This window comes from Citrobacter cronae, from assembly GCF_016893685.1.
Taxonomy (GTDB): domain Bacteria; phylum Pseudomonadota; class Gammaproteobacteria; order Enterobacterales; family Enterobacteriaceae; genus Citrobacter; species Citrobacter werkmanii.
Genome location: NZ_CP069763.1, coordinates 2,858,359 through 2,882,880 on the forward strand (window position 1 = coordinate 2,858,359; position 24,522 = coordinate 2,882,880).

The following is a 24,522-nucleotide window of genomic DNA, read 5'->3' on the forward strand; positions in this document are numbered from 1 at the left end:
AGATGCTTAAGGGATCACGATGCAGAACAGCGCTTTGAAAGCCTGGTTGGACTCTTCTTACCTCTCTGGCTCGAACCAGAGCTGGATAGAACAGCTCTATGAAGACTTCTTAACCGACCCTGACTCGGTAGATGCTAACTGGCGTTCGACGTTCCAGCAGTTACCTGGCACCGGAGTCAAACCGGATCAACTCCACTCAAAAACACGTGATTATTTCCGTCGGCAGGCGTTGATTACCCCACGTTACTCTTCTTCTATTTCCGACCCTGATGCCAATGTGAAGCAGGTTAAAGTCCTGCAGCTCATTAACGCCTACCGTTTCCGCGGTCATCAACATGCGAATCTCGATCCGCTGGGACTGTGGCAGCAAGAGAAAGTGGCCGATCTGGATCCGTCTTTCCACGATCTGACCGATGCGGATTTTCAGGAAAGCTTTAACGTAGGTTCTTTTGCCGGCGGCAAAGACACCATGAAGCTGAGCGACCTGGTTGTTGCGCTGAAACAAACCTACTGCGGTCCGATTGGTGCCGAGTATATGCACATCACCAGCACCGAAGAAAAACGCTGGCTTCAGCAGCGCATCGAGTCTGGCCGTGCCGCGTTCAGTAGCGAAGAGAAAAAACGCTTCCTCAGCGAACTGACCGCTGCGGAAGGCCTGGAACGCTACCTGGGTGCGAAGTTCCCGGGCGCGAAACGCTTCTCGCTGGAAGGCGGTGATGCGTTAATCCCGATGCTCAAAGAGATGATCCGCCACGCGGGCAACAGCGGTACGCGTGAAGTGGTGCTGGGCATGGCGCACCGTGGTCGTCTGAACGTACTGGTCAACGTGCTGGGTAAAAAGCCGCAGGACCTGTTCGACGAATTCGCGGGCAAACATAAAGAACACCTCGGCACTGGCGACGTGAAGTACCACATGGGCTTCTCATCGGATATCGAAACCGAAGGCGGTCTGGTACACCTGGCGCTGGCGTTTAACCCGTCGCACCTGGAAATTGTTAGCCCAGTGGTAATCGGTTCCGTCCGTGCGCGTCTGGATCGTCTGGATGAGCCGAGCAGCAATAAAGTCCTGCCTATCACCATTCACGGCGATGCGGCAGTCACCGGGCAGGGAGTGGTTCAGGAAACCCTGAACATGTCGAAAGCGCGTGGTTACGAAGTGGGCGGTACCGTTCGCATCGTTATCAACAACCAGGTGGGCTTCACCACCTCTAACCCGTTGGATGCGCGTTCTACCCCATACTGCACCGACATCGGTAAGATGGTTCAGGCGCCGATTTTCCACGTCAATGCGGATGACCCGGAAGCGGTCGCTTTCGTCACGCGTCTGGCGCTGGACTTCCGTAATACCTTCAAACGCGATGTCTTCATCGATCTGGTGTGCTACCGCCGTCACGGCCACAACGAAGCCGACGAGCCGAGCGCAACCCAGCCGCTGATGTATCAGAAAATCAAAAAGCATCCGACGCCGCGCAAAATCTACGCCGACAAGCTGGAAGCGGACAAAGTCGCCACGCTGGAAGATGCGACCGAAATGGTCAACCTGTATCGCGATGCGCTGGATGCTGGCGAGTGTGTAGTGAAAGAGTGGCGTCCAATGAACATGCACTCCTTCACCTGGTCGCCATATCTCAACCACGAATGGGACGAAAGCTACCCGAACAAAGTTGAGATGAAGCGTCTGCAGGAGCTGGCTAAACGCATCAGCACTGTCCCTGAAGCGGTTGAAATGCAGTCGCGCGTTGCCAAAATTTACGGCGATCGTCAGGCCATGGCCGCAGGCGAGAAGCTGTTCGACTGGGGGGGCGCAGAGAATCTGGCCTACGCCACGCTGGTTGACGAAGGCATTCCGGTTCGTCTGTCGGGTGAAGACTCCGGTCGCGGAACCTTCTTCCACCGTCACGCGGTGATTCATAACCAGGCAAACGGTTCAACCTACACGCCGCTGCAGCATGTGCATAACGGCCAGGGCACGTTCCGCGTATGGGACTCCGTACTGTCTGAAGAAGCAGTGCTGGCGTTTGAATACGGCTATGCCACGGCGGAACCGCGCACGCTGACCATCTGGGAAGCGCAGTTCGGTGACTTCGCCAACGGTGCTCAGGTCGTTATCGACCAGTTCATCTCTTCCGGCGAACAGAAATGGGGTCGTATGTGCGGTCTGGTTATGCTGCTGCCGCACGGCTACGAAGGTCAGGGTCCGGAGCACTCCTCCGCGCGTCTGGAACGTTATCTGCAACTTTGCGCTGAGCAAAACATGCAGGTTTGCGTCCCGTCTACCCCGGCACAGGTGTACCACATGCTGCGTCGTCAGGCGCTGCGCGGTATGCGCCGTCCACTGGTGGTGATGTCGCCGAAGTCGCTGCTGCGCCATCCGCTGGCGGTCTCTACGCTGGATGAACTGGCAAATGGCACCTTCCTGCCGGCCATTGGCGAAGTCGATGAGCTTGATCCGAAAGGCGTGAAGCGTGTCGTGATGTGTTCTGGTAAGGTTTATTACGACCTGCTGGAGCAACGCCGCAAGAATGATCAAAAAGATGTTGCCATTGTGCGCATCGAACAGCTCTATCCGTTCCCGCATAAAGCGGTGCAGGAAGCGCTGAAACCGTTCGCTCACGTACATGATTTTGTCTGGTGCCAGGAAGAGCCGCTCAACCAGGGCGCATGGTACTGCAGTCAGCATCATTTCCGTGAAGTGATTCCATTTGGGTCCGCTCTGCGTTATGCAGGTCGCCCGGCCTCTGCCTCTCCGGCAGTAGGGTATATGTCCGTTCACCAGAAACAGCAACAAGATCTGGTTAATGACGCGCTGAACGTCGATTAAATAAAGGATAAATAATGAGTAGCGTAGATATTCTTGTTCCCGACCTGCCTGAATCCGTAGCGGATGCAACGGTTGCAACCTGGCACAAAAAACCGGGCGATGCAGTACGTCGTGATGAAGTACTGGTAGAAATCGAAACTGACAAAGTGGTACTGGAAGTACCGGCATCAGCGGACGGTATCCTTGATGCGGTTCTGGAAGATGAAGGGACAACCGTCACCTCTCGCCAGATCCTCGGTCGCCTGCGTGAAGGCAACAGCGCGGGTAAAGAAACCAGCGCCAAGTCTGAAGAGAAAGATTCGACTCCGGCACAGCGCCAGCAGGCGTCGCTTACTGAGCAGAACAACGATGCCCTGAGCCCGGCGATCCGTCGCCTGCTCGGTGAACATAACCTCGAAGCCAGCGCCATCAAAGGCACTGGCGTCGGTGGCCGCATTACCCGCGAAGATGTGGAAAAGCATCTGGCCAAAGCGCCGGCAGCAACAGCCGAAGCCAAAGCACCAGCCGCCGCGCCTGCGCCTCAGCCTCAACTGGGTGCGCGTGGCGAAAAACGTGTTCCGATGACTCGTCTGCGCAAACGCGTAGCCGAACGTCTGCTGGAAGCGAAAAACTCCACCGCCATGCTGACGACGTTCAACGAAGTCAACATGAAGCCGATTATGGACCTGCGTAAGCAGTACGGCGACGCGTTCGAGAAACGCCACGGTATCCGTCTGGGCTTTATGTCTTTCTACGTGAAAGCGGTGGTTGAAGCGCTGAAACGCTATCCGGAAGTCAACGCCTCTATCGATGGCGATGACGTGGTGTACCACAACTACTTTGATGTCAGCATGGCGGTCTCCACGCCGCGCGGCCTGGTAACGCCGGTCCTGCGTGATGTGGATCTGCTGGGTATGGCTGACATTGAGAAGAACATTAAAGAGCTGGCAGTAAAAGGTCGCGACGGCAAGTTGACGGTTGAAGATCTGACGGGCGGTAACTTCACCATCACTAATGGCGGTGTGTTCGGTTCCCTGATGTCTACGCCGATTATCAACCCACCGCAGAGCGCCATCCTGGGTATGCATGCCATCAAAGATCGTCCGATGGCGGTAGACGGCAAGGTTGAAATCCTGCCGATGATGTATCTGGCGCTGTCTTACGATCACCGTCTGATCGATGGTCGTGAGTCAGTAGGCTTCCTGGTAACCATTAAAGAGTTGCTGGAAGATCCAACGCGTCTGCTGCTGGACGTGTAACGAAAAAGAGTATCACCTGCCCCGTAGGTCTGGACGCCTTATCAGGCCTACGGGTAAAAGATAACGATTACCTGAAGGATGGACAGAACACATGAACTTACATGAATATCAGGCAAAACAACTTTTTGCCCGCTATGGCTTACCGGCACCGGTGGGTTATGCCTGTAATACTCCGCGTGAAGCTGAAGAAGCCGCATCTAAAATCGGCGCAGGCCCGTGGGTAGTGAAATGTCAGGTTCACGCTGGTGGCCGTGGTAAAGCGGGCGGTGTGAAGGTTGTTAACAGCAAAGAAGACATTCGCGCTTTTGCTGAGCACTGGCTGGGGAAACGTCTGGTGACTTACCAGACAGACGCGAATGGCCAACCGGTAAATCAGATCCTGGTTGAAGCGGCGACCGATATCGGTAAAGAACTTTACCTCGGCGCAGTGGTTGACCGTAGCTCCCGTCGCGTGGTCTTTATGGCCTCTACCGAAGGCGGCGTGGAAATTGAAAAAGTGGCGGAAGAAACCCCACACCTGATCCACAAAGTGGCGCTGGATCCGCTGGCAGGCCCGATGCCTTACCAGGGACGCGAGCTGGCGTTCAAACTGGGTCTGGAAGGTAAACAGGTTCAGCAGTTCACCAAGATCTTCATGGGTCTGGCGACTATCTTCCTGGAGCGCGACCTGGCGCTGATCGAAATCAACCCGCTGGTAGTGACCAAACAGGGCGACCTGATCTGCCTCGACGGCAAACTGGGCGCTGACGGCAACGCGCTGTTCCGCCAGGCTGACCTGCGTGAAATGCGCGACCAGTCTCAGGAAGATCCGCGTGAAGCGCAGGCGGCACAGTGGGAACTGAACTACGTTGCGCTGGACGGCAACATCGGCTGTATGGTTAACGGCGCGGGCCTGGCAATGGGCACCATGGATATCGTTAAACTGCACGGCGGCGAACCGGCTAACTTCCTCGACGTGGGCGGCGGCGCGACCAAAGAGCGCGTGACCGAAGCGTTCAAAATCATCCTCTCCGATGACAATGTAAAAGCCGTACTGGTTAACATCTTCGGCGGTATCGTACGTTGCGACCTGATCGCTGACGGTATCATCGGCGCGGTAGCGGAAGTGGGCGTTAACGTTCCGGTTGTCGTTCGTCTGGAAGGCAACAACGCCGAACTCGGCGCGAAAAAACTGGCTGATAGCGGCCTGAATATTATTGCAGCGAAAAGTCTGACGGATGCAGCTCAGCAGGTTGTTGCCGCAGTGGAGGGGAAATAATGTCAGTTTTAATTAATAAAGATACCAAGGTTATCTGCCAGGGCTTCACCGGTAGCCAGGGGACATTCCACTCCGAACAGGCGATTGCTTACGGTACGCAGATGGTTGGCGGCGTAACGCCAGGCAAAGGCGGCACCACTCACCTGGGTCTGCCGGTGTTTAACACCGTGCGTGAAGCGGTAGAAGCGACCGGCGCAACCGCCACCGTTATCTACGTTCCGGCGCCGTTCTGCAAAGACTCCATCCTGGAAGCAATTGATGCAGGCATCAAACTGATTATCACCATCACCGAAGGTATCCCGACGCTGGATATGCTGACCGTGAAGGTGAAGCTGGACGAAGCGGGCGTGCGCATGATCGGCCCGAACTGCCCAGGCGTGATCACCCCGGGCGAATGCAAAATCGGCATCATGCCGGGTCACATTCACAAGCCGGGTAAAGTGGGTATCGTTTCCCGTTCCGGTACGCTGACCTATGAAGCGGTTAAGCAGACCACCGACTACGGTTTCGGCCAGTCCACCTGTGTCGGTATCGGCGGCGACCCGATTCCAGGCTCTAACTTCATCGACATTCTGAAGCTGTTCCAGGAAGATCCGCAGACTGAAGCGATCGTGATGATCGGTGAGATCGGCGGTAGCGCGGAAGAAGAAGCGGCGGCGTACATTAAAGATCACGTCACCAAGCCGGTTGTCGGCTACATCGCGGGCGTCACCGCGCCGAAAGGAAAACGTATGGGCCACGCCGGTGCGATCATCGCCGGTGGTAAGGGTACCGCGGACGAGAAATTCGCGGCTCTGGAAGCTGCCGGCGTGAAAACCGTTCGCAGCCTGGCCGATATCGGCGAAGCGCTGAAAACCGTTATTAAGTAAGAAGTAAAAAAACAGCCCTGACTATCTGCATGGTCAAGGGCTGGTCCCGTTTCGACATGGTTGGCCATCTGATGATGGCCTTTTTTGTTTTCTGCCGTCTATTCTCTTGCGATTCGATCATAATCATATTCATAAATGAGATTATTTTTTGCGGTCAGCATCATTCTTTCTCTTGATTAAATTCTGCATATTACCGGCTTTAATATCATGAGTGCCGGAGGAGAGCGTGCCGCTGAAAATCCAGAATGACTATTTACACGTTTTTTTCTCGATAGCCGAAGTATTCTCTCGCGCGACCGGGTTAGCCGCGGTCGTGATTGATATTCACGGCAAGGCACTGTCGGATTGTCATAATTTTAATTCGTTCTGCACATTAATGCGGGCGGATGAGCGGTATCGTGTAGGTTGCGAAAAATGCGATAAGCAGTGCGCTTTTGAGGGGCTAAAACAGCTTAAACCCAGAATACTCACCTGTCATGCAGGGTTAAGTTTGTTCTCGATGCCAATAATTAATGAAGGGCATCTTTATGGTTTTATTGTTTGCGGGCAGGTCCGGTCAAAGTATCAGGAATATAAAACTATCGTAATTAATAATAAATTTTCATGGATGGATGACCCAAAAATAAAAGCTGAATGGGGTCAGGTTGCGGTAGTGGATAATAATACGCTGGTGGCATCGGCTAATTTGTTAAGTTTTATTGTTGATAACTATGAGCAAGAGCGACAATCCGATCAGATATTCGCCCCACCGACCCGTTACGTTCGTCATTATTTCACTGAACCTTCTCGTCATGAGAAAAAACTTCTGGCGGCGCTGCGTTATATTGATGAAAATTTGTATGGTGAATTATCCCTGGAATCCGTAGCGGCGCATGTGTGCTTAAGCGCGAACTATTTCAGCCGATTTTTTAAGAAGCGGCAGGGCGTTAATTTTAAAACCTGGGTGAATCAGAAAAAAATGCAAAAAGCGGGGGAGTTGTTGCACGATCCCGTGCACTCAATAGACAGTATTGCCCGGAAACTTCAATACGCGCAAACCAGCTACTTTTGCCGCGTTTTCAGGGCGGCGCATCAAACGTCGCCCCAGTCTTTTCGTCATGCCAGACTTTCGCAGTAAAGATCTTCTGCCATGGTGATGGCTTCCGGTATAAAAGAGAGTCGATCGCTCAGGGTCACCACCTCGCCAATAACAATCAGCGCAGGTGGTGCAATGTTAGCCTCCTGCGCTTTGCTCAGTAATGAACCGAGCGTACAGGTTAGTCGGCGTTGATTCTCTCGGGTGGCGGACATAATTAGCGCTGCGGGTGTATCTGCTGATTTACCGCCCATCAACAGCTCTTCGCAAATAAACGCCAAATTGGCGATTCCCATGACGATAACCAGCGTGCCATTTAGCTTCGCCAGTTGACGCCAGTCCTGCTGCTGGTTGCCTTCCCGCGTATGGCCTGTCACCACGTGAAAACCGGAGGCGAAATCGCGATGCGTCACCGGGATCCCGGCATAGGCCAGGCCGCCGATGGTAGAACTGATACCCGGCACAACTTCAAATGGGATACCCGCTTCAACAAGATCTTCAACTTCTTCGGCCCCACGACCAAACACATAAGGATCGCCCCCTTTCAGGCGTACGATGTTGTTATGTGTTTGGGCATACTGGATCAGTAATGCGTTAATTTCATCCTGGGGAACACAATGAAAGCCGGGATTTTTGCCGACATTGATAAGCAGGCAATCAGGTAATGCCCATTCCAAAATTTTGGGATTGACCAGCCGATCGTAAATAATGACATCAGCCTGCTTAATGCACATCATCGCTTTGAGGGTGAGCAATGAAATATCACCGGGACCTGCTCCAACGAGCCAGACCTTTCCGAAAGTTTTCACATTGTGTCCTTTATCACGTCTAACAAAAAAAGGCAGAAACTACATCAAGGAATGATTAAAAGCAGTCGTTTGCCCGTAAGTTATAACGTGAAATTATCTAAAATTATCGCATGGATAATATTGATTAATCTCGCAAAGTTTTTTCTGCAATAAACAAGTTAACTTGAAAAATTATTAAGAACTTATTGGCACTATTTGCATAGGTTTAACCTTATTTAAATTGTGTTTATTGTTGTGCTTGAGTATTATTGGTTAATATTTATCCGCCATCTGTATGAGTAAATCATGGATTGGATCAATGACATCAATGGATGAAATAAAATATAACTCTCGATGCTTATCTGGGTGTCTTGAATTATTTTTTATAAATTAAACTATTTTTGTACGCTGCATATGGAAGAGGTTATGAGAGGAAAAATACCGAAGACGGAGTTGCTGGTAACTTTTGAAGTTGTTGCGCGTCACGAAAGTTATACCCGGGCTGCTGAAGAGCTGGCTTTAACACAAAGTGCTGTTTTCCGTCAGGTGAATGCACTGGAGGATTTTCTGAATACCTCGCTATTTAATCATGCCAAGAAACGCATTTTTTTAAATGCGGCGGGCAAACATTATTTAAGTATCGTTAAAGAAACGTTAAATAAACTTGAGCGAGATACGACGACGATAATGACCTGGCAGCCGACGGTGCAGGTTATTGAGCTGGCAGTGAATCCGACCTTCAGCACGCATTGGCTGATCCCGAATCTGCGCGAGTTCAACAAACTCAATCCTGATATTATCGTGAATATCCATTCGCTGGCGAATATTGGTGATTTTCTCAATCGGGAGTATGACGCGGCAATCATGCGTGAAGATTTCTACTCGCCATGGTCGGGCGTTGAGTACCTGTTTGAAGAGGAAATTCTGCCGGTCTGCAGCCGCTGCTTGCTGGCTGAGCCGGAGCGGAAACTGGCGGTCGAGGAGTTGCTGAACGAATTCCCGCTTTTACACCAAAGCACGCGTATCAAAGGCTGGCAGGAATGGTTCGCGCTGTCAGACGTCAGCAGCCCGTTGGTCAATAAAGGTCCAAGATTTGATCTGCTGTCGATGCTGATTGCGGCGGTTCGCTCTAATCTGGGCGTGGCATTGCTTCCTCGTTTTGCCATTCAGCACGATCTGGACAGTGGTGATATGGTCATTCCTTGCGATGTCCCGATGCGAACCGGGAACCGTTTCATCATGACGTGGCGTGAAGAGAAAGCGGAATCTGTGCATTTACAGATCTTCCGGGACTGGCTGTTGAATAAATCTGTGGTATCGCCTGCCTGATGGTACCGTGTGCCTTGTCAGGCCTGCAAAGAACGGTAGGCCGGATAAGACGCCAGGGCGTCGTTATCCGGCAAAAGAATGGCTACCAGTCGATTCCCACCTGCGCCTGAATACCGCTGTCAAACGCGTGCTTGACCGGGCGAATTTCGCTGACCGTATCGGCCAGTTCCAGCAACAGTGCGTGGCATCCGCGCCCGGTGACGATAACACTCTGACCGACAGGGCGATTTTCGATGGCGCTGAGAACCTCCTGGGTATCCAGGTAGTGGTAAGCCAGCATGTAAGTCAGTTCATCCAGCACCACCAGATCGTAATGCGCATCAGCCAGCATGCGCTTACTTTCTTGCCAGACTAAAGTGGCCGCGTCGATATCCGCTTGCCGGTTTTGGGTTTCCCAGGTAAATCCGGTGCCCATAATATGGAATTCAACGCCGAGCGGCTGCAGGGTGTTGTACTCGCCATTATCCCACTGACCTTTGATAAACTGCGCGATGCCAACGGTTTTTCCGTGACCAACCGCGCGCGTTGCTGTGCCAAAGGCTGCGGTGGATTTCCCTTTACCGTTACCGGTGAAGACAATCAGGATCCCTTTCTTCTCCGTTGCCGCCGCCACGCGGGTATCAACCTGTTCTTTCAGTTTCTGCTGACGTTGGCGGTGTCTGTCATTATTGGCTCGCGCTTCCATTACGTCTCCTTAATGTCCTGCCGGACAGGTTGCGCAGCGATGTTGCTGCTCAAACTGACTAAAGAAGTTATTACCTTTGTCGTCGACTAACACGAAGGCCGGCATATTTTTAACTTCCATCATCCAGACCGCTTCCATTCCCAGTTCGGGATATTCCAGGCAGTGCAGGCTTTTCACGTACTGTTGGGCAAGCAGGGCCGCGGCGCCGCCGATGCTACCGAGGCTAAATCCACCGTGTTTATGGCAGGCATCAGTGACCTGTTGGCTGCGGTTACCTTTGGTGAGCATAATGAGACTACCGCCTTGTGCCTGGAAAGCATCGACATACCCATCCATGCGCCCGCCAGTGGTGGGACCCATTGAACCACAGGCCTGATTCTCCGGCGTTTTGGCGGGACCTGCGTAATAGACGATATGCTTTTTCATGTATTCCGGCATCGGTTCGCCGTTATCCAGGCGCGCTTTGATGTTAGCGTGGGCAATATCACGGGCGACAACAATTGGACCACTTAACGACAAACGAGTACCGATAGGCAGAGCGGACAGGTCGTGCAGAATCTCGCGTAGCGGGCGGTTGAGATCCAACTGTACGGTTTGGGCGCCATTTTCTACCCGTTGGGAATCAGGAATGAATTTGCCCGGGTTATGCTCCAGTTTCTCCAGCCAGATACCGTGTTTGTTAATTTTAGCCTTAATGTTGCGGTCGGCTGAGCAGGAGAGGGCCATGGCGATAGGGCAGGAACCACCGTGACGCGGCAGTCGAATCACGCGGATATCGTGGGCAAAGTACTTGCCGCCAAACTGCGCGCCGATACCAAACTCACGGCTGGCATTGAGCAACTCGGCTTCCAGGGCCGTATCGCGGAACGCCTGACCCAGTTCGTTCCCGCTGGTGGGCAGGTTGTCGTAATACTTGGTTGAAGCCAGCTTGGCGACTTTCAGCGCCTGGTCGGCCGACAAGCCTCCAACGACGAAAGCGATGTGATACGGCGGGCAGGCGGCTGTGCCCAGTGATTTCATTTTTTCGATCAGAAAGGCGGTGAGCTTTTCCGGTTGCAGAATGGATTTTGTTTCCTGGAACAGCGCCGCTTTATTGGCCGAGCCGCCGCCTTTGTTGACAAACAGGAAGCGGTATTCATTGCCAGGCGTGGCGCTGATATCGATTTGTGCCGGCAGGTTAGTCTGAGTATTGACCTCGGTGTACATATCCAGCGGGGCATTTTGCGAATAACGCAGGTTGTTTTCGGTGAAGGTGGTATACACGCCTTTGCTTAACGCTTCTGCGTCATCGCCGCCGGTCCAGACATGCTGACCTTTGCAGGCCACAATCGTTGCCGTTCCGGTATCCTGACAGTTAGGCAGCACGCCTTTGGCCGAAACTTCAGCGTTGCGCAGCAGTTGCAATGCAACATACTTATCGTTACCGCTGGCCTGTGGATCGTGCAGAATGCTGGCGATCTGTTTCAAATGTCCGGCGCGCAGGAAGAATGAAGCCTCATAAAATGCCTGCTGTGCTAATAAGGTTAACGCTTCAGGCGCAACCTTAATCACTTCCTCTCCGTCTAACTCCGAAACTGTAACGTGCTGATTACTCAGTAATTCATATTCGGTACTATCTTTACCCTGAACAAAGAGTTCCTGCCAGACAAATGGTTTAGACATGTTTACTTCTCACCTCTTCGTGTTGTTTGCCGGATAAGCGAAGCGCTATCCGGCATAGAGTTTTATTTTGCTAAAAAGACATTCGCTTCGGTCGCTTCGGCGACATATTCGATCGTTTTCTGGGCACGAACGCTGTTACCGGCTTCATCCAGCGGTGGGGAATAGACGGCTATCGCATATTCGCCTGGCACAACGGCAACCATCCCACCGCCGACGCCGCTTTTCGCCGGGATGCCTACGGTGTACAGCCACTTACCACTACCGTCGTACAAGCCGGCAATGGCCATTTCAGCCAGTACCTGTGGGACATATTTTTCATTCAGCAATTGCTTACCGTTGAACGGTGATTTGCCTTTGTTTGCGAGTACCGCGCCCATTTTGGCCAGTTGCTCAACGGTGATATCGACGGAGCACTGACGGGTATAAATTTCGACAGCGTCGTCTGTGTTGCCATAAAAGCTGTTATAGGATTCCATCAGCTTCGCCAGCGCCTGGTTGTGCTGGTTGGTTTCCATCTCGGATTTGAAAACCGGCTCGTTCACGGTGAGTGTGGCATCAGCCCAGACGTTCAGGTTGTCGAGGATTTTGTTCCAGCGATCGGTTTTATCTTTGGCTTCGATCAGGCTAACGGTGCTCATCGCCCCGGCGTTTACCAGCGGGTTTTCCGGTGCGCCTTTAGTCAGTTCTACCGCCAAACCAGAATTGAATGGCATGCCGGTGGCATTGGCCCCAAGTTTCTCCAGGACGACCTGAGGGCCATGTTGTTCCATGGCGAGCGCCAGGGTGAAGACTTTACTCAGGGATTCCATTGGGAAGGGTTTGTTAACATCGCCCACCTGATAGATCTTGCCGTCCACCGTGGCAATGGTGATGGCAAAATTTTTCGGGCTGTAGGTCGCCAGGGCAGGGATGTAGTCGGCGACTTTGCCATCGTTGTTACTTTTATATTTCTGATGTGCCTGGTCGATAATCTTTGCGTAATCCGGCGCGGTTTGCGCGAATGAGGTTGCGCTAAACAAAACGCTGAAGGAAAAAATACTCACGCCGATAAGGGTTTTATTCATGGTGTAATCCTGTTGGTTTATTCATCATCTTGCCGGATAAGCGCGAGCGCCATCCGGCAATCGCGTGCTATCAGGACATCGCAACTTCTGACGGTTCGGTCGCCGGACGTTCTTGTTCCGGTGTCTTCACTGGCGCAGTTCCGCGACAGCCCTGGCCGAAGTGTTCACCTTCCCAACGACCTACAATGGCAGCGCCCATGGCGTTACTCATGACGTTGGTAGCGGAACGACCCATATCGAGGAATGGATCCACACCCATTAGCAGGATCAGACCGGCTTCCGGAATGTTGAACTGGTTCAGGGTAGCGGCGATAACAACCATTGATGCACGCGGTACGCCCGCCATCCCTTTCGAGGTCAGCATCAGGATCAACAGCATGGTGATTTGCTCGCCCATGCTTAGTTCGATATTGCACGCCTGAGCAATAAATACGGTGGCAAAGGAGCAGTACGCCATCGAGCCGACCAGGTTAAAGGAGTAACCGATAGGCAGAACGAAACTGGCGATTTTTGAGGAAACGCCGAATTTTTCCAGTTTGTCCAGCGTGCCTGGGAAGGCGGCTTCAGAGCTGGAGGTGGTGAAGGCCAACAGTGCTGGTTCGAGGATTGATTTCGTTAAGCGCGCGATGCAAGGCCCTACGATCATGGTGGACAGACCGATCAGGATCGCCCACAGCATACCCAGCGTAAGGTAGAACTCACCCATAAAGATCCCGGCGCTGACCATTACTCCCAGACCACGTTCGGCAATCAGACCCGAGATAGCGGCAAACACGGTCAGTGGCGCAAACAGCATGACGTAGCCCGTCAGCTTCAGCATTACGTGCACCAGTGAGTCCAGAACCTTCACGATCGGCTCGGCTTTTTCACCAATCGCAGCCAGGCTGCAACCGAGGAAAATTGAGAAGACGACGATCTGCAGAATTTCGTTACGTGCCATCGCATCAACAATACTGGTTGGTACCGCGTGCGAGATAAATACTTTCAGCGTGAACGGTTCAGATTTAACGGCGGCAACGGCCCCGGCGTCATGCGGAACAAAGTTGATGCCAGCGCCTGGCTGGAAAATATTAACGATAACCAGGCCCAGCGCGATTGACAGCAGTGAGGCGCAAATAAACAGGAAGAAGGTTTTCGAAAATATACGTCCCAGCGTTTTGGCATCGCCCATTTTGGCAATACCCACAACCAGAGTTGAAATAACCAATGGCGCGATAATCATTTTCACCATGCGTAAAAATATGGTGGTAAAAATGGAAATATCTGCTGCATAAGATTTTGCCGTTTCAGCCGCGACCATATTATTTATGGCCACCCCGGCAATCATGCCGAGTATCAGACCTAATATGATCATCTTCGTTAAACTTATTTTCTTCATGTGTACTCCATCGGATAAAGGTTGGTAATTGGAATTGTGTAGGGCGGCGCGCGCCTGAACCTGGACAGCAGTTCAGACGCACGCCTGTTGTGACCAACCGCATGAATAATTCGAAGCACTGTGATACAGCTGAATTCTGTGCTCCAATGGCTGTTATTGTGTTTTTTACTACAGGTCGAACTCAATACTTAATAATGGCGCGTGTTGCTGCGCACCATAAACATCATTGTCACCAATGTTGCCGGAGATAATATCGCGCGGCATGACAATTTTTACGGCATTCGCCGGGTCAAACCAGACAATATTATGAATAAAGTCAGGTTTGACATTATACAAACCAGCAATAAGTTGTGGCGTTAATTGTTCTGAACGCTTCACTCGCTGATAATCTTCACGGGTTTTAAATAAAATATCTAAAACCAGTTCGTACGGCCCGGCGTTTTTGGAACGAATGACTTGCGCCAGCGAACAAATTGAGTGTTTCATGCCTGAACTCCTTCTGGCGTCACCTGTTCAATATGGAAATCAAAACGCAGCGCATCGCTCGCTTCAATCAGGTGATAGATCGAGAACTCATACACCGGTCCACTCTGAATATCGGATGGCGAGAACGGGAAGGCGAGGTTGCCCGCGGTCGCAATGCGATTTTCATAACCGTAGTGCAGCAGGGTAGAGCGCACCAGCGAGCAAACGCTGTTGGCGATATCCTGCGTCGGCGCGACGACGTCCAGCAAAATCCCCAGTTCATGACCGGCGGTTTTCATCGGCTCATGGTTGCCCATCACACCGTTCTTACCGTACAGGTGGAACGTCATACGGATACTGTCGTCATTCAGCGAGAGGTTACGCTTAACGCTGGCCTGTACCTCTTCGAGAATAGTGTCAATTCCGGCAATCATGATCGGGTCGCGCGTTCCGGCGATGGTCAGGCAGCGGAAGCCAACCTGACGTGCGCCTTCCAGTTTCAACGCATACGGCGTTTCTTCATGACGTGAACCGCTGACATACACTTCGCCCTCGTTAACCTGGGTGAAGGTGCACGCTTTCAGGTTCAGCACGCCGCCTGGCCCCGGCAGGAAGTACGGATCGGACTTCTCATACAGGGTGTGCGCCGCCGCGGAAGTTTCAGTGAACTTACGCTTGGGATTGAACGCTTTCAGCGTAAAGCCGTTGTCGTCAATGATCCCCATCGCACAATCTGAGCCAGAGCCAGGGGTGGCGGCAATGGCGGCACACTCAAGGATCTTACCGCAATGAAGCGCCAGACCTTCATCAAAGCCCTGCATAATCGGCAGCGCGGCGAAGCAGGCCGGATCGTAGGCTCGTCCGCCCAGTACCACCTGCGCACCGGCTTGCAGCGCGCGCTGGAATGGCTCGACGCCCATCTGCGCGACAATGTAGGTGCTGTCTTCAATTGCCTCGTGAGTCAGTTCAGGCACAAAATCGAGCGCGGTGATTTTGCCGTTATCCAGCGCCTGATGAACGATTTCTTTGTCAACATCAGACGGGATGAGCGCCATGGAGAAGGACAGTTTTTCTTCCTGGGCAATCTCATGGATTATCTGGCGACACCACTCCAGATGCGGAGCGGCGCCTGAACCACCGGCCGTGCCAATCACTACCGGGATGTTGTTCTTAACGCCTGCCACGATCATATAGCGCAGATCGCGTTTCACTCCGGCCCTGTCGGTAAAAGGTTTACCCGCCCCCAGGTAGTGAGGGCCAGGATCGGAGGAACCTGCGTCAACAGCAATAAGATCCGGTGACTCTTCCATGGCTTTACGAAAACTCTCTTCCGGGAAGCCATAACCCAGGATAGCCGTAGGCGATAAGATCTTAAATGTGCGTGCCATCTCTTAATCCTTAGTTTGCAACAGCGCGATGGTGCGGTTCATTTCGTTAAACACGATGTTGAGACCTTCATCGAAACCCATACCTGGTTTGACCAGCATGCGCATAGGACGCGCAGCCAGCGCGACGTGTACGCAGGTGCGAGCACTGATTTCCGTTTCGTTACAGGTACCGCCCTGATAGGCTTCCATCGCGTGTTTGTTGCAATACAGCACTGCGTCAACGATGTTGTGAATACCGCCCAGATCCGGGGTTTTGATCTGCACCATGTGGCAACTGCCCGCGTCGGTGAAGTCCACGATGTCCTGATAGGTGTTACACCACTCATCCGCAACGATTTTCACGCCGGAACCCAGACGGGTCAGTTCTTTGGTAATGGCGGTTAACATGCGGATCTGATCCGGCTTGTTACCGGCATCCACCGGACCTTCAATGTACAGCGGCAGGCCCTGAGCTTCCGCTTCCAGGCTGGCGATGTATTCAGCGCAGCGCACCGGATCCATATCGAAGATCAGACCGATAGTGCCATAGACATCAATGTGCAGCGTCGGGTGATAACGCTCGCTGGTGCGCAGGGTTAAGATGCGATTAGACAACCAGCGCACATACTCACGCAGCTTTTCACCTTTAAAGCCCAGCTTCTCTTCCACGTTGTTGATCAACGCGTGCGGCAGAACGTCCACGCCTTTCAGGATCATCTTGTCGACGGCGATATAACGGTCATCACCACTCTGACCAAATAATGGAATGGCTTCCGGAACGCATGGCAGTTGCCACTCGTCGCACACCACTTCAGTTTTCAGACGGCCGGTCGCCAGCGCCGCCGCGTCGAGCAGTGCCTGAGAAAGACCGTAACGGACGGCGGTATGCAGCAGATGGCCATCGATACGCAACTGATCAAAGAAGCGGGCGTTTGGCAGGAAAGCATCCACGTCACGGCCTTCCAGCAGCGGCTTGATATGATCGTTGAGGAAAGGAATAAAGTTTTCAGCCAGGAACAGCGGGTCGCGACCGCCTGCGCCTGAATATTGCACCGCAGCACAATCGCCTACCGCCACTGCGCCGTTTTCCAGAACCAACTGCACAGAAACGCATTCACCCGCCTGGCGGACAGAGGTAAAGCCAGGCGTTACCGGAGAGCCGGTATAGATAAACCCGTCATGACCGGCACCGTTTTTGATGGCCTGCTGATCGTCAAAATAAAATGAGGAGTAGCCAGCGGTGAAAAGGGCCTGTTTAATTTTCATTATGGTCTTCCTATTAATTTACTGTGGGATACGGCGTTGATGTCATCAATGACCATCTGGAAAGAAGGTTTACGGCCTTCGAAATGCGCGCGCTCTGCGACGTAGTCGTGGTGCAGGGCGAGAATGTCTTTCGGCAGCGGAACAGCGCCGGCTTCGAGAATACGGATGGCGCCTGTGTTATCGCGTACCGGCAGAATCTTCCCGGCGTTACAGGCGGCAGGGGCGAAAGGCACATCCAGCACGCCTGCTTCAAAGGCCAGCACCGTACCGCGTGCAATATCGCCATTGCCGAGTTCAAAGACTTTTTTCAGCACCGCGCGGACTTCGCTCTTGATCAGCTCGACTTCCTGTTCCACGGCTGCGCACTGCGGGAATTTCTGGTCGCTGACCATGTTGAGCATCTGGCGTGATGCTTTAAGACCCTGAGCGTTAGCGGCCGCTGTTGGGATACCGAACGCTTCGTGCGGGCTTTTGGTGATCACTTTTGTTGCGCCCGACATACCGGCAACCGCTGCGCCCCAGGCGATAACGGAGAAGGCTTTCGCTTCATCTTCCGGGAATCCGCCCATCCACTGATGGAAAACGGTGCTCAGCTCGTAATCGTCGAAGCCGTGGTTATGGAAGTACTCGTGGGACAGCTCACGCAGCGCCTGAATAGCGGCGATATCCTGCGTCAGGCTACCGACCTGACCGTAGCCGACGGTGATTGACTTCACGCCCTGTTCCAGCGCCAGCAGACCTTCAATAATCGCAACCGAGTGGGACATAAATGGTGGGATCAGGGTGCCGGTCAGCGGACCAAACGGTTCGCGGTTGATGCGAATACCGTTCTCTTCATACAGACCCATCAGACGATCGCAGTACTGCCAGTCGCGGATGGATTTTTCCAGGGTGACGCGTTTGGCATAAGGGATGTTGTAAGAGATACCGCCGCCTTCGTAGCTGGTAAAGCCACTGGCCATGGCGATTTCTGCCAGCAGGCGCGCGTCCGGCGTACCGTGGCGAACCTGGATCGGTTTTTCCAGCGACTCAGTCATACGGCGGCAGGCAGCAACCCCGTGATTGACGACCGGTAAACCATTCAGCTTGGAAGTCCCTGCTTCGATGGATTTCTGGATCCCGACAGCGGCTTCTTCATAGCGGTTCAGACGGGTGTAGGCATCAATAGTACTTGGCAGGAGGTCGCACTCTTCCTGCAACGTTTTGAGCAGCGCAATATGCTCGTCCATTAACGCCACGCCTGCGCGCGGTTGGCTCAGGGTTCTACCTTCCTGATCGGCCTTCAGCAGGGCAAGGGAGAAGCGCTTTTTATCCGGAATAGATTGCTGGTACTTCACGCCATCTTCGAAGTTCTCAACGTCTTTACCGGTTTCCCAGGTTTGCAACACCTGATGCCTTTCGGTCATGAATTCGTCATGGGTCAATTTTTTATTTCGAAGTTCCATTCGTAGCTGCCTTTAGTTTTGTAGGGTTAAACACTGAATGCTGGTGCGAGCAGCGGCTTGCGGGTACAGCCTGGCGACATTTGCCAGTAGAGGGAGCAGGCCATTTGAATCGCGGTAATACTCAAACTGGTTCGGTAACAGAATTCTTTTACCCTGGTCGTCCAGCTCCCGGTATTTGAGCCAGTTATGGATATCGAACTGGCTGGCGCGAGAGAGCCATCCACCTGAACCGACGACTTTGCGTACGGTGGTGAGATCGCGACCCATCTGTAAATCCACGTTACCCACGCAGGTGCAAACCTGCTTTTTAGTGCCCGCGTGGCGCTCAGCGGCATAGCCCACGCATAAACCTGCCAGCAGAGTGTCGAAATATTTCTCCTCCTCGCTGAGTGGCAGGTAATCCGGCTGCCCAACCAAATGACGCAGGTAGCGGTAAAACGCTTCCTCGCGCTGCGGCTGTTGGGCGAAGATGACTTTCACCATTTCCTGTGTGCTTTCTCCCACCACGACGGCGGAAACGCGCATTCCCAGGTCGCCTTCAACGGTACGTTTGACGAAAGGTTCTGGAACGCCATGCAGGACGGTATCGGGGGAGAGGGTATTCGCGCTGGCCGAATAGACATCCGTGGTGGCTCCGCCCATATCAATCAGCATGAATTCCTTCCATGCGCTGTCGTAATCGCTAATGGCTTTGACTAACTCATATACCGTCCATGGCGTCGGCATTGGCTCTTCGCCTGTTTCACCGACAATGACATCCAGACCTTTGCCTTTCACAATGCGTGACAAAAACACATCACAAATCGCCTGGCGTGCGGCAAACGGATTCGGGTGATCGAGATCGGGCAGAATGTTGTCTACCGTGGTCAGATCCTTGTGCCCGAGAATCGTTTGTATTTCATCCTGAATGTCCCGGTTTCCTGCGTAGATAATGGCGCAATCCAGCTTCGAGTCAGCCAATGCACGCGCATTCGCCAGACCATAGCTTTCTTCTCCACCGTCTGTACCGCCGGTAAATAACAGGATGTCCGGTGGTGATGATTCCAGCTCCTGTATGTCATGACGGTTCAGCTTGTACGAATAATATTGCGCGATTTTCGCTCCTGCCGAATGGGCGGTAACTTTTGCCGATTCCAGCGTAATGGAGGGCACCAGTCCCATCGCTGCAACGGCGAGCCCACCTTTAGCCGAGGAGGAGTATTTCAACTGCACTTCACCACTTTTCAGTAACGGGCGAGCATCGGCAACATTCAGCACCTGATTCAGGCTGGCAAAAAAACCGTCTGCCAGATGATGTGTGGTGGTTGGGGTCAGGACATGGTTTACCAGGGTTAACTCCTCGCCTTCATGGGCGAAGAGGGCTGCCTTGGTCCAGGTCGAGCCGATATCGACAGAAACTGTTTGCATCAGATAGCCTCTTCCAGGCAACGCTGTTCGAGGCCATTGTGTTGGTGAATATCATTGGCGATAAGCGCACAGACATCTTCCAGATCGTGGCTGGGGGCGAAGACGCGGTTAAATCCCATCTCTTTAAACTTCACTTCCACATCGGCGAAGTCATGTTTGCCTACAACCAGGTTGCCGCCGACGTACAGCAGAATGTCACCGAGTCCGCGTTCGATGCAGCGTTCACGTAACCCGAGGCAGTCGATGTCACCATGTCCGTAAATAGAGGACACCACGATGGCATCGGCGCCTGTTTCGATCGCGGCATCGATATATTCATCCTGACTCACCATCACCCCGAGGTTGATTACGTGAAAATCATGCGCAGTAAAAACGCGATCCAGAACTTTATTGCCTACTGCATGGCAGTCAGCACCGATAACGCCAATAACAAGTGTAGATTTTTTCATGGGTAATCCTCTGTAGGGCTGATGGTCAATAAGTGAAAATACTTTTCTAATATTCAGAGCTTGGATTGTGACAACCTTTTAATAGGGTTGGAGTTTCTGTGGAAGAGAAAAAGGAAGCAATTGATCTATTTTCAAAATATCCTGACAAAAATGATTGTTATATTTATTCCCATAAAAATGTGTTTGTAATCATGTGGTTGCTATGTGTTTTTTGTTCTGGTTTTAATTTTTTAGAAAATCGAGTAATAAATAACTTGCCATGTTTGTGATCAAAATCTTATTTTGTTGGGCGCGTCATTCAGGTAACAATTTTAATAATTTCAAAAATTCCCTTCACTAAATAACTTGTGAACAACCTAACGGTTTTTTATTTATTAATCTTATATGTCACAATTATTCCTTTGTTAAATTTAGGATAAAAATGATAATGAATTGTTTGTGGCATATTTAATCTTTGCCACAGAAGCGAAGACGCGACGTGAACGATAACTTATGGTGATGACAAAAGTGACAGGCGGACTTTCTGCGCCAGAACGCTCAATGCAATGCGTTGGCCAATGGGGAGCGTTTCCGCTTCCAGTTGAGATAGTTACATCACGGTGTTAATTATAAGTAAAAATAAAATGAATAATTTGTATGAAATAACTATTCCACGCCTTGCTAAACAAAAAACTGTGAGCTACCCAGCAATAGTGACTCTTTATCTGCTGGCAATTTTATTTGCCTGGTCGGTTAAAAGACCGTGTAGATTTAAATAAATATCCTATCATTTATAGTAACGACAAATACTCATTGAAAAACATGTTGTTAACATGGTGTTCACTAGTCATCGTAGTGTTAAACACCATTAACAACAAATTTGAAAATTGATTTAAATCAAAGTTTAAAACTTGGAAAACATCGTCAAAAGAGGTTAAATTGCTGCAGATCAAATTGGTCTGAAAGTGGTAAATTAGCTATAAATTGATCACTATCGAAAAATGCAAATTTGTCTCGATAAAAACCTGTTTATTGTAAGGATTTTACGGCGTAATATAATTGCGGGATCAATTTGAGTGTTTTATTAACATGTTTGTAACCTTTCATCATTGTCATTTCTTCAAATGAGAAGAATGAACGGCGGCGGAAGGAAGCAGATAAATTTGTATTGGGGCATGCGTGTGACCCTTTCTAACGGGGTTCACTCTCGGAGTCTTCATGCGATGAGCAAGGAGTCATGATGTTAGATATAGTCGAACTGTCGCGCTTACAGTTTGCCTTGACCGCGATGTACCACTTCCTGTTTGTGCCACTGACGCTCGGTATGGCGTTCTTGCTGGCCATTATGGAAACGGTCTACGTCCTTTCCGGCAAACAGATTTATAAAGATATGACCAAGTTCTGGGGCAAGTTGTTTGGTATCAACTTCGCTCTGGGTGTGGCTACCGGTCTGACCATGGAGTTCCAGTTCGGGACTAACTGGTCTTACTATTCCCACTATGTAGGGGATATTTTCGGTGCGCCGCTGGCTATCGAAGGTTTGATGGCCTTCTTCCTCGAATCCACCTTTGTAGGTCTGTTCTTCTTCGGTTGGGACCGTTTGGGTAAAGTCCAGCATATGTGCGTCACCTGGCTGGTGGCACTGGGTTCTAACCTGTCCGCATTGTGGATTCTGGTAGCGAACGGCTGGATGCAAAACCCAATCGCCGCGGATTTCAACTTCGAAACCATGCGTATGGAGATGCTGAGCTTCTCCGAACTGGTGCTCAACCCGGTTGCCCAGGTGAAATTTGTTCACACGGTGGCATCAGGGTATGTCACTGGCGCGATGTTCATTCTTGGCATCAGTGCTTATTACATGCTGAAAGGCCGTGACTTTGCGTTCGCAAAACGCTCCTTCGCGATTGCTGCCAGCTTTGGTATGGCGGCTGTGCTGTCTGTTATCGTGCTGGGTGATGAATCCGGTTACGAAATGGGCGACGTACAGAAAACTAAACTCGCCGCTATTGAAGCTGAGTGGGAAACTCAACCTGCTCCTGCTGCGTTTACCTTGTTCGGTATTCCCGACCAGGATAAACAAGAAAACAAATTTGCGATTCAAATTCCTTATGCGCTGGGCATCATTGCCACCCGCTCTGTTGATACACCGGTCATTGGTCTGAAAGACCTCATGGCGCAGCATGAAGAGCGTATCCGTAACGGGATGAAGGCGTATCAGCTGCTGGAAGAATTGCGTGCGGGGTCAACCGATCAGGCTGTTCGTGACCAGTTCAACAGCATGAAGAAAGATTTGGGTTATGGTCTGCTGCTGAAACGCTATACGGACAACGTCACCGACGCAACCGAAGCGCAAATTCAACAGGCAACGAAAGATTCTATCCCTCGCGTTGCGCCGCTGTATTTCGCTTTCCGTATCATGGTGGCGTGTGGCTTCTTGCTGCTGGCCATTATTGCGCTTTCCTTCTGGAGCGTCATTCGTAACCGCATCGGTGAGAAAAAATGGCTGCTGCGTGCCGCGCTGTACGGTATTCCACTGCCGTGGATTGCTGTAGAAGCAGGTTGGTTTGTCGCCGAATATGGCCGACAACCATGGGCAATCGGCGAAGTATTACCAACGGCGGTGGCAAACTCATCGTTGACAGTAGGCGATCTGCTGTTCTCCATGATCCTGATTTGTGGCCTGTATACCCTGTTCCTGGTGGCAGAATTGTTCTTAATGTTCAAGTTTGCACGCCTCGGCCCGAGCAGCCTGAAAACCGGTCGCTATCACTTTGAGCAGTCCAATGTGACTTCTCAGCCGGCACGCTAAGACAGGAGTCGTCAAATGATCGATTATGAAGTATTGCGTTTTGTCTGGTGGCTGTTGGTCGGCATTCTGCTGATTGGTTTTGCGGTCACTGATGGCTTCGACATGGGGGTGGGCATGCTCACCCGTTTCCTCGGTCGTAATGATACCGAGCGTCGAATTATGATTAACTCCATCGCCCCGCACTGGGACGGTAACCAGGTTTGGCTCATCACCGCGGGTGGCGCTCTGTTCGCTGCCTGGCCGATGGTGTATGCCGCTGCGTTCTCTGGTTTCTATGTGGCGATGGTTCTGGTACTGGCGTCTTTATTCTTCCGTCCGGTCGGTTTTGATTACCGTTCCAAGATTGAAGACACTCGTTGGCGTAACATGTGGGACTGGGGCATTTTCATTGGTAGCTTTGTTCCGCCGCTGGTAATTGGCGTGGCGTTCGGTAACCTGTTGCAGGGCGTACCGTTCCATATCGATGAGTACCTGCGTCTGTACTACACCGGTAACTTCTTCCAGTTGCTGAATCCGTTTGGTCTGCTGGCAGGTATCGTGAGTGTTGGTATGATCATCACCCAGGGCGCGACCTACCTGCAGATGCGTACGGTTGGTGAACTGCACCTGCGTACGCGTACCACCGCGCAGGTAGCGGCGCTGGTGACTCTGGTCTGCTTCGCGCTGGCCGGCGTGTGGGTGATTTACGGTATTGACGGTTATGTTGTGACCTCTGCAGTGGATCATCATGCCGCCTCTAACCCGCTGACCAAAGAAGTGGCGCGTGTTGCTGGCGCATGGATGGTGAACTTTAATAATGCACCTGTCCTGTGGCTGGTTCCTGCACTGGGCGTGGTTCTGCCGCTGTTGACCATCCTGACTTCTCGTATGGAGAAAGGGGCATGGGCGTTCGTCTTCTCCTCACTGACGTTAGCCTGCATCATCCTGACTGCCGGTATCGCAATGTTCCCGTTTGTGATGCCATCCAGCACCATGATGAACGCGAGTCTGACCATGTGGGATGCGACTTCCAGTCAGCTGACGCTGAACGTGATGACTTATGTGGCACTGGTGTTTGTACCGATCATTCTCATCTACACCACCTGGTGTTATTGGAAAATGTTTGGTCGCATCACCAAAGAAGATATTGAACGTAACACCCATTCTCTGTACTAAGTAAGGAGCTAAA

19 protein-coding genes are annotated in these 24,522 nt (G+C 51.9%); 8 read left to right on the forward strand and 11 right to left on the reverse strand.

Features of this window, described 5'->3' with window-relative positions:
• Positions 1-19 precede the first annotated feature (19 nt).
• The 5 genes from sucA (at position 20) to JSN25_RS12225 (ending at position 7,303) form a co-directional block, all read left to right on the forward strand.
• Positions 20-2,821 carry a 2-oxoglutarate dehydrogenase E1 component gene (gene sucA, locus JSN25_RS12205; RefSeq protein ID WP_038638891.1) on the forward strand — a complete coding sequence of 934 codons (2,802 nt, stop codon included), beginning with the start codon at positions 20-22 and terminating at the stop codon, positions 2,819-2,821.
• Positions 2,822-2,835: 14 nt separating this feature from the next.
• Positions 2,836-4,059 (forward strand): 2-oxoglutarate dehydrogenase complex dihydrolipoyllysine-residue succinyltransferase, encoded by a 1,224-nt coding sequence (gene odhB, locus JSN25_RS12210; protein ID WP_038638894.1) that lies wholly within the window; start codon positions 2,836-2,838, stop codon positions 4,057-4,059.
• 91 nt (positions 4,060-4,150) lie between these two features.
• A complete protein-coding gene (gene sucC / locus JSN25_RS12215) occupies positions 4,151-5,317 on the forward strand; it encodes an ADP-forming succinate--CoA ligase subunit beta (RefSeq protein WP_038638897.1) in 1,167 nt (388 codons plus the stop codon).
• The gene (sucD, locus tag JSN25_RS12220; protein WP_003022929.1) at positions 5,317-6,186 is read left to right on the forward strand and encodes a succinate--CoA ligase subunit alpha; all 870 of its coding nucleotides are present in this window, start codon (positions 5,317-5,319) and stop codon (positions 6,184-6,186) included. The genes sucC and sucD overlap by 1 nt, the downstream gene beginning before the upstream one ends.
• A gap of 226 nt (positions 6,187-6,412) precedes the next feature.
• Positions 6,413-7,303, forward strand: a complete 891-nt coding sequence (locus JSN25_RS12225) for a PocR ligand-binding domain-containing protein (RefSeq protein ID WP_137351013.1) — start codon at positions 6,413-6,415, stop codon at positions 7,301-7,303.
• Here the strand turns inward: JSN25_RS12225 and cobA are convergent.
• Entirely contained in the window at positions 7,282-8,070 is a 789-nt protein-coding gene (gene cobA, locus JSN25_RS12230) for a uroporphyrinogen-III C-methyltransferase (protein WP_137351012.1), read from the reverse strand. The two genes, JSN25_RS12225 and cobA, sit on opposite strands and share 22 nt — an antisense overlap.
• 405 nt (positions 8,071-8,475) lie before the next feature.
• Between cobA and JSN25_RS12235 the strand changes: the two genes are divergently transcribed.
• Positions 8,476-9,378 (forward strand): LysR family transcriptional regulator, encoded by a 903-nt coding sequence (locus JSN25_RS12235; protein WP_038638907.1) that lies wholly within the window; start codon positions 8,476-8,478, stop codon positions 9,376-9,378.
• 82 nt (positions 9,379-9,460) lie between these two features.
• Here JSN25_RS12235 and cobO read toward each other — a convergent pair whose 3' ends face one another.
• From cobO to glmS, 10 genes are all read right to left on the reverse strand, one after another.
• Positions 9,461-10,063, reverse strand: coding sequence for a cob(I)yrinic acid a,c-diamide adenosyltransferase (gene cobO / locus JSN25_RS12240; protein ID WP_137351011.1), 603 nt, complete (start codon positions 10,061-10,063; stop codon positions 9,461-9,463).
• Between the two features lie 9 nt (positions 10,064-10,072).
• Positions 10,073-11,725: a class I fumarate hydratase gene (locus tag JSN25_RS12245; protein ID WP_061381689.1), complete on the reverse strand. Its 1,653-nt coding sequence runs from the start codon at positions 11,723-11,725 to the stop codon at positions 10,073-10,075.
• 62 nt (positions 11,726-11,787) lie between these two features.
• Positions 11,788-12,789, reverse strand: a complete 1,002-nt coding sequence (gene glsA / locus JSN25_RS12250) for a glutaminase A (RefSeq protein ID WP_204524969.1) — start codon at positions 12,787-12,789, stop codon at positions 11,788-11,790.
• A 70-nt stretch (positions 12,790-12,859) separates the two neighbouring features.
• Entirely contained in the window at positions 12,860-14,167 is a 1,308-nt protein-coding gene (locus JSN25_RS12255) for a dicarboxylate/amino acid:cation symporter (protein ID WP_038638921.1), read from the reverse strand.
• Between the two features lie 168 nt (positions 14,168-14,335).
• On the reverse strand, positions 14,336-14,653 hold the full coding sequence (locus JSN25_RS12260) for a DUF4387 domain-containing protein (RefSeq protein WP_006685446.1): 318 nt from the start codon (positions 14,651-14,653) through the stop codon (positions 14,336-14,338).
• Entirely contained in the window at positions 14,650-16,020 is a 1,371-nt protein-coding gene (locus JSN25_RS12265) for an acyclic terpene utilization AtuA family protein (RefSeq protein WP_038638923.1), read from the reverse strand. Before JSN25_RS12265 ends, JSN25_RS12260 begins: the two co-directional genes overlap by 4 nt.
• A 3-nt stretch (positions 16,021-16,023) precedes the next feature.
• Positions 16,024-17,265: a methylaspartate ammonia-lyase gene (locus JSN25_RS12270; RefSeq protein WP_038638925.1), complete on the reverse strand. Its 1,242-nt coding sequence runs from the start codon at positions 17,263-17,265 to the stop codon at positions 16,024-16,026.
• Positions 17,265-18,710 carry a methylaspartate mutase subunit E gene (locus tag JSN25_RS12275; RefSeq protein WP_038638927.1) on the reverse strand — a complete coding sequence of 482 codons (1,446 nt, stop codon included), beginning with the start codon at positions 18,708-18,710 and terminating at the stop codon, positions 17,265-17,267. Before JSN25_RS12275 ends, JSN25_RS12270 begins: the two co-directional genes overlap by 1 nt.
• A gap of 12 nt (positions 18,711-18,722) precedes the next feature.
• The gene (gene glmL / locus JSN25_RS12280) at positions 18,723-20,117 is read right to left on the reverse strand and encodes a methylaspartate mutase accessory protein GlmL (protein WP_038638930.1); all 1,395 of its coding nucleotides are present in this window, start codon (positions 20,115-20,117) and stop codon (positions 18,723-18,725) included.
• Positions 20,117-20,566: a methylaspartate mutase subunit S gene (gene glmS / locus JSN25_RS12285; RefSeq protein ID WP_038638933.1), complete on the reverse strand. Its 450-nt coding sequence runs from the start codon at positions 20,564-20,566 to the stop codon at positions 20,117-20,119. Before glmS ends, glmL begins: the two co-directional genes overlap by 1 nt.
• A gap of 1,219 nt (positions 20,567-21,785) precedes the next feature.
• Between glmS and cydA the strand changes: the two genes are divergently transcribed.
• Together cydA and cydB are read left to right on the forward strand one after the other, a co-directional pair.
• On the forward strand, positions 21,786-23,354 hold the full coding sequence (gene cydA / locus JSN25_RS12290; RefSeq protein ID WP_038638936.1) for a cytochrome ubiquinol oxidase subunit I: 1,569 nt from the start codon (positions 21,786-21,788) through the stop codon (positions 23,352-23,354).
• A 15-nt stretch (positions 23,355-23,369) separates the two neighbouring features.
• Positions 23,370-24,509, forward strand: coding sequence for a cytochrome d ubiquinol oxidase subunit II (gene cydB / locus JSN25_RS12295; protein ID WP_042309685.1), 1,140 nt, complete (start codon positions 23,370-23,372; stop codon positions 24,507-24,509).
• Positions 24,510-24,522: the final 13 nt, after the last annotated feature.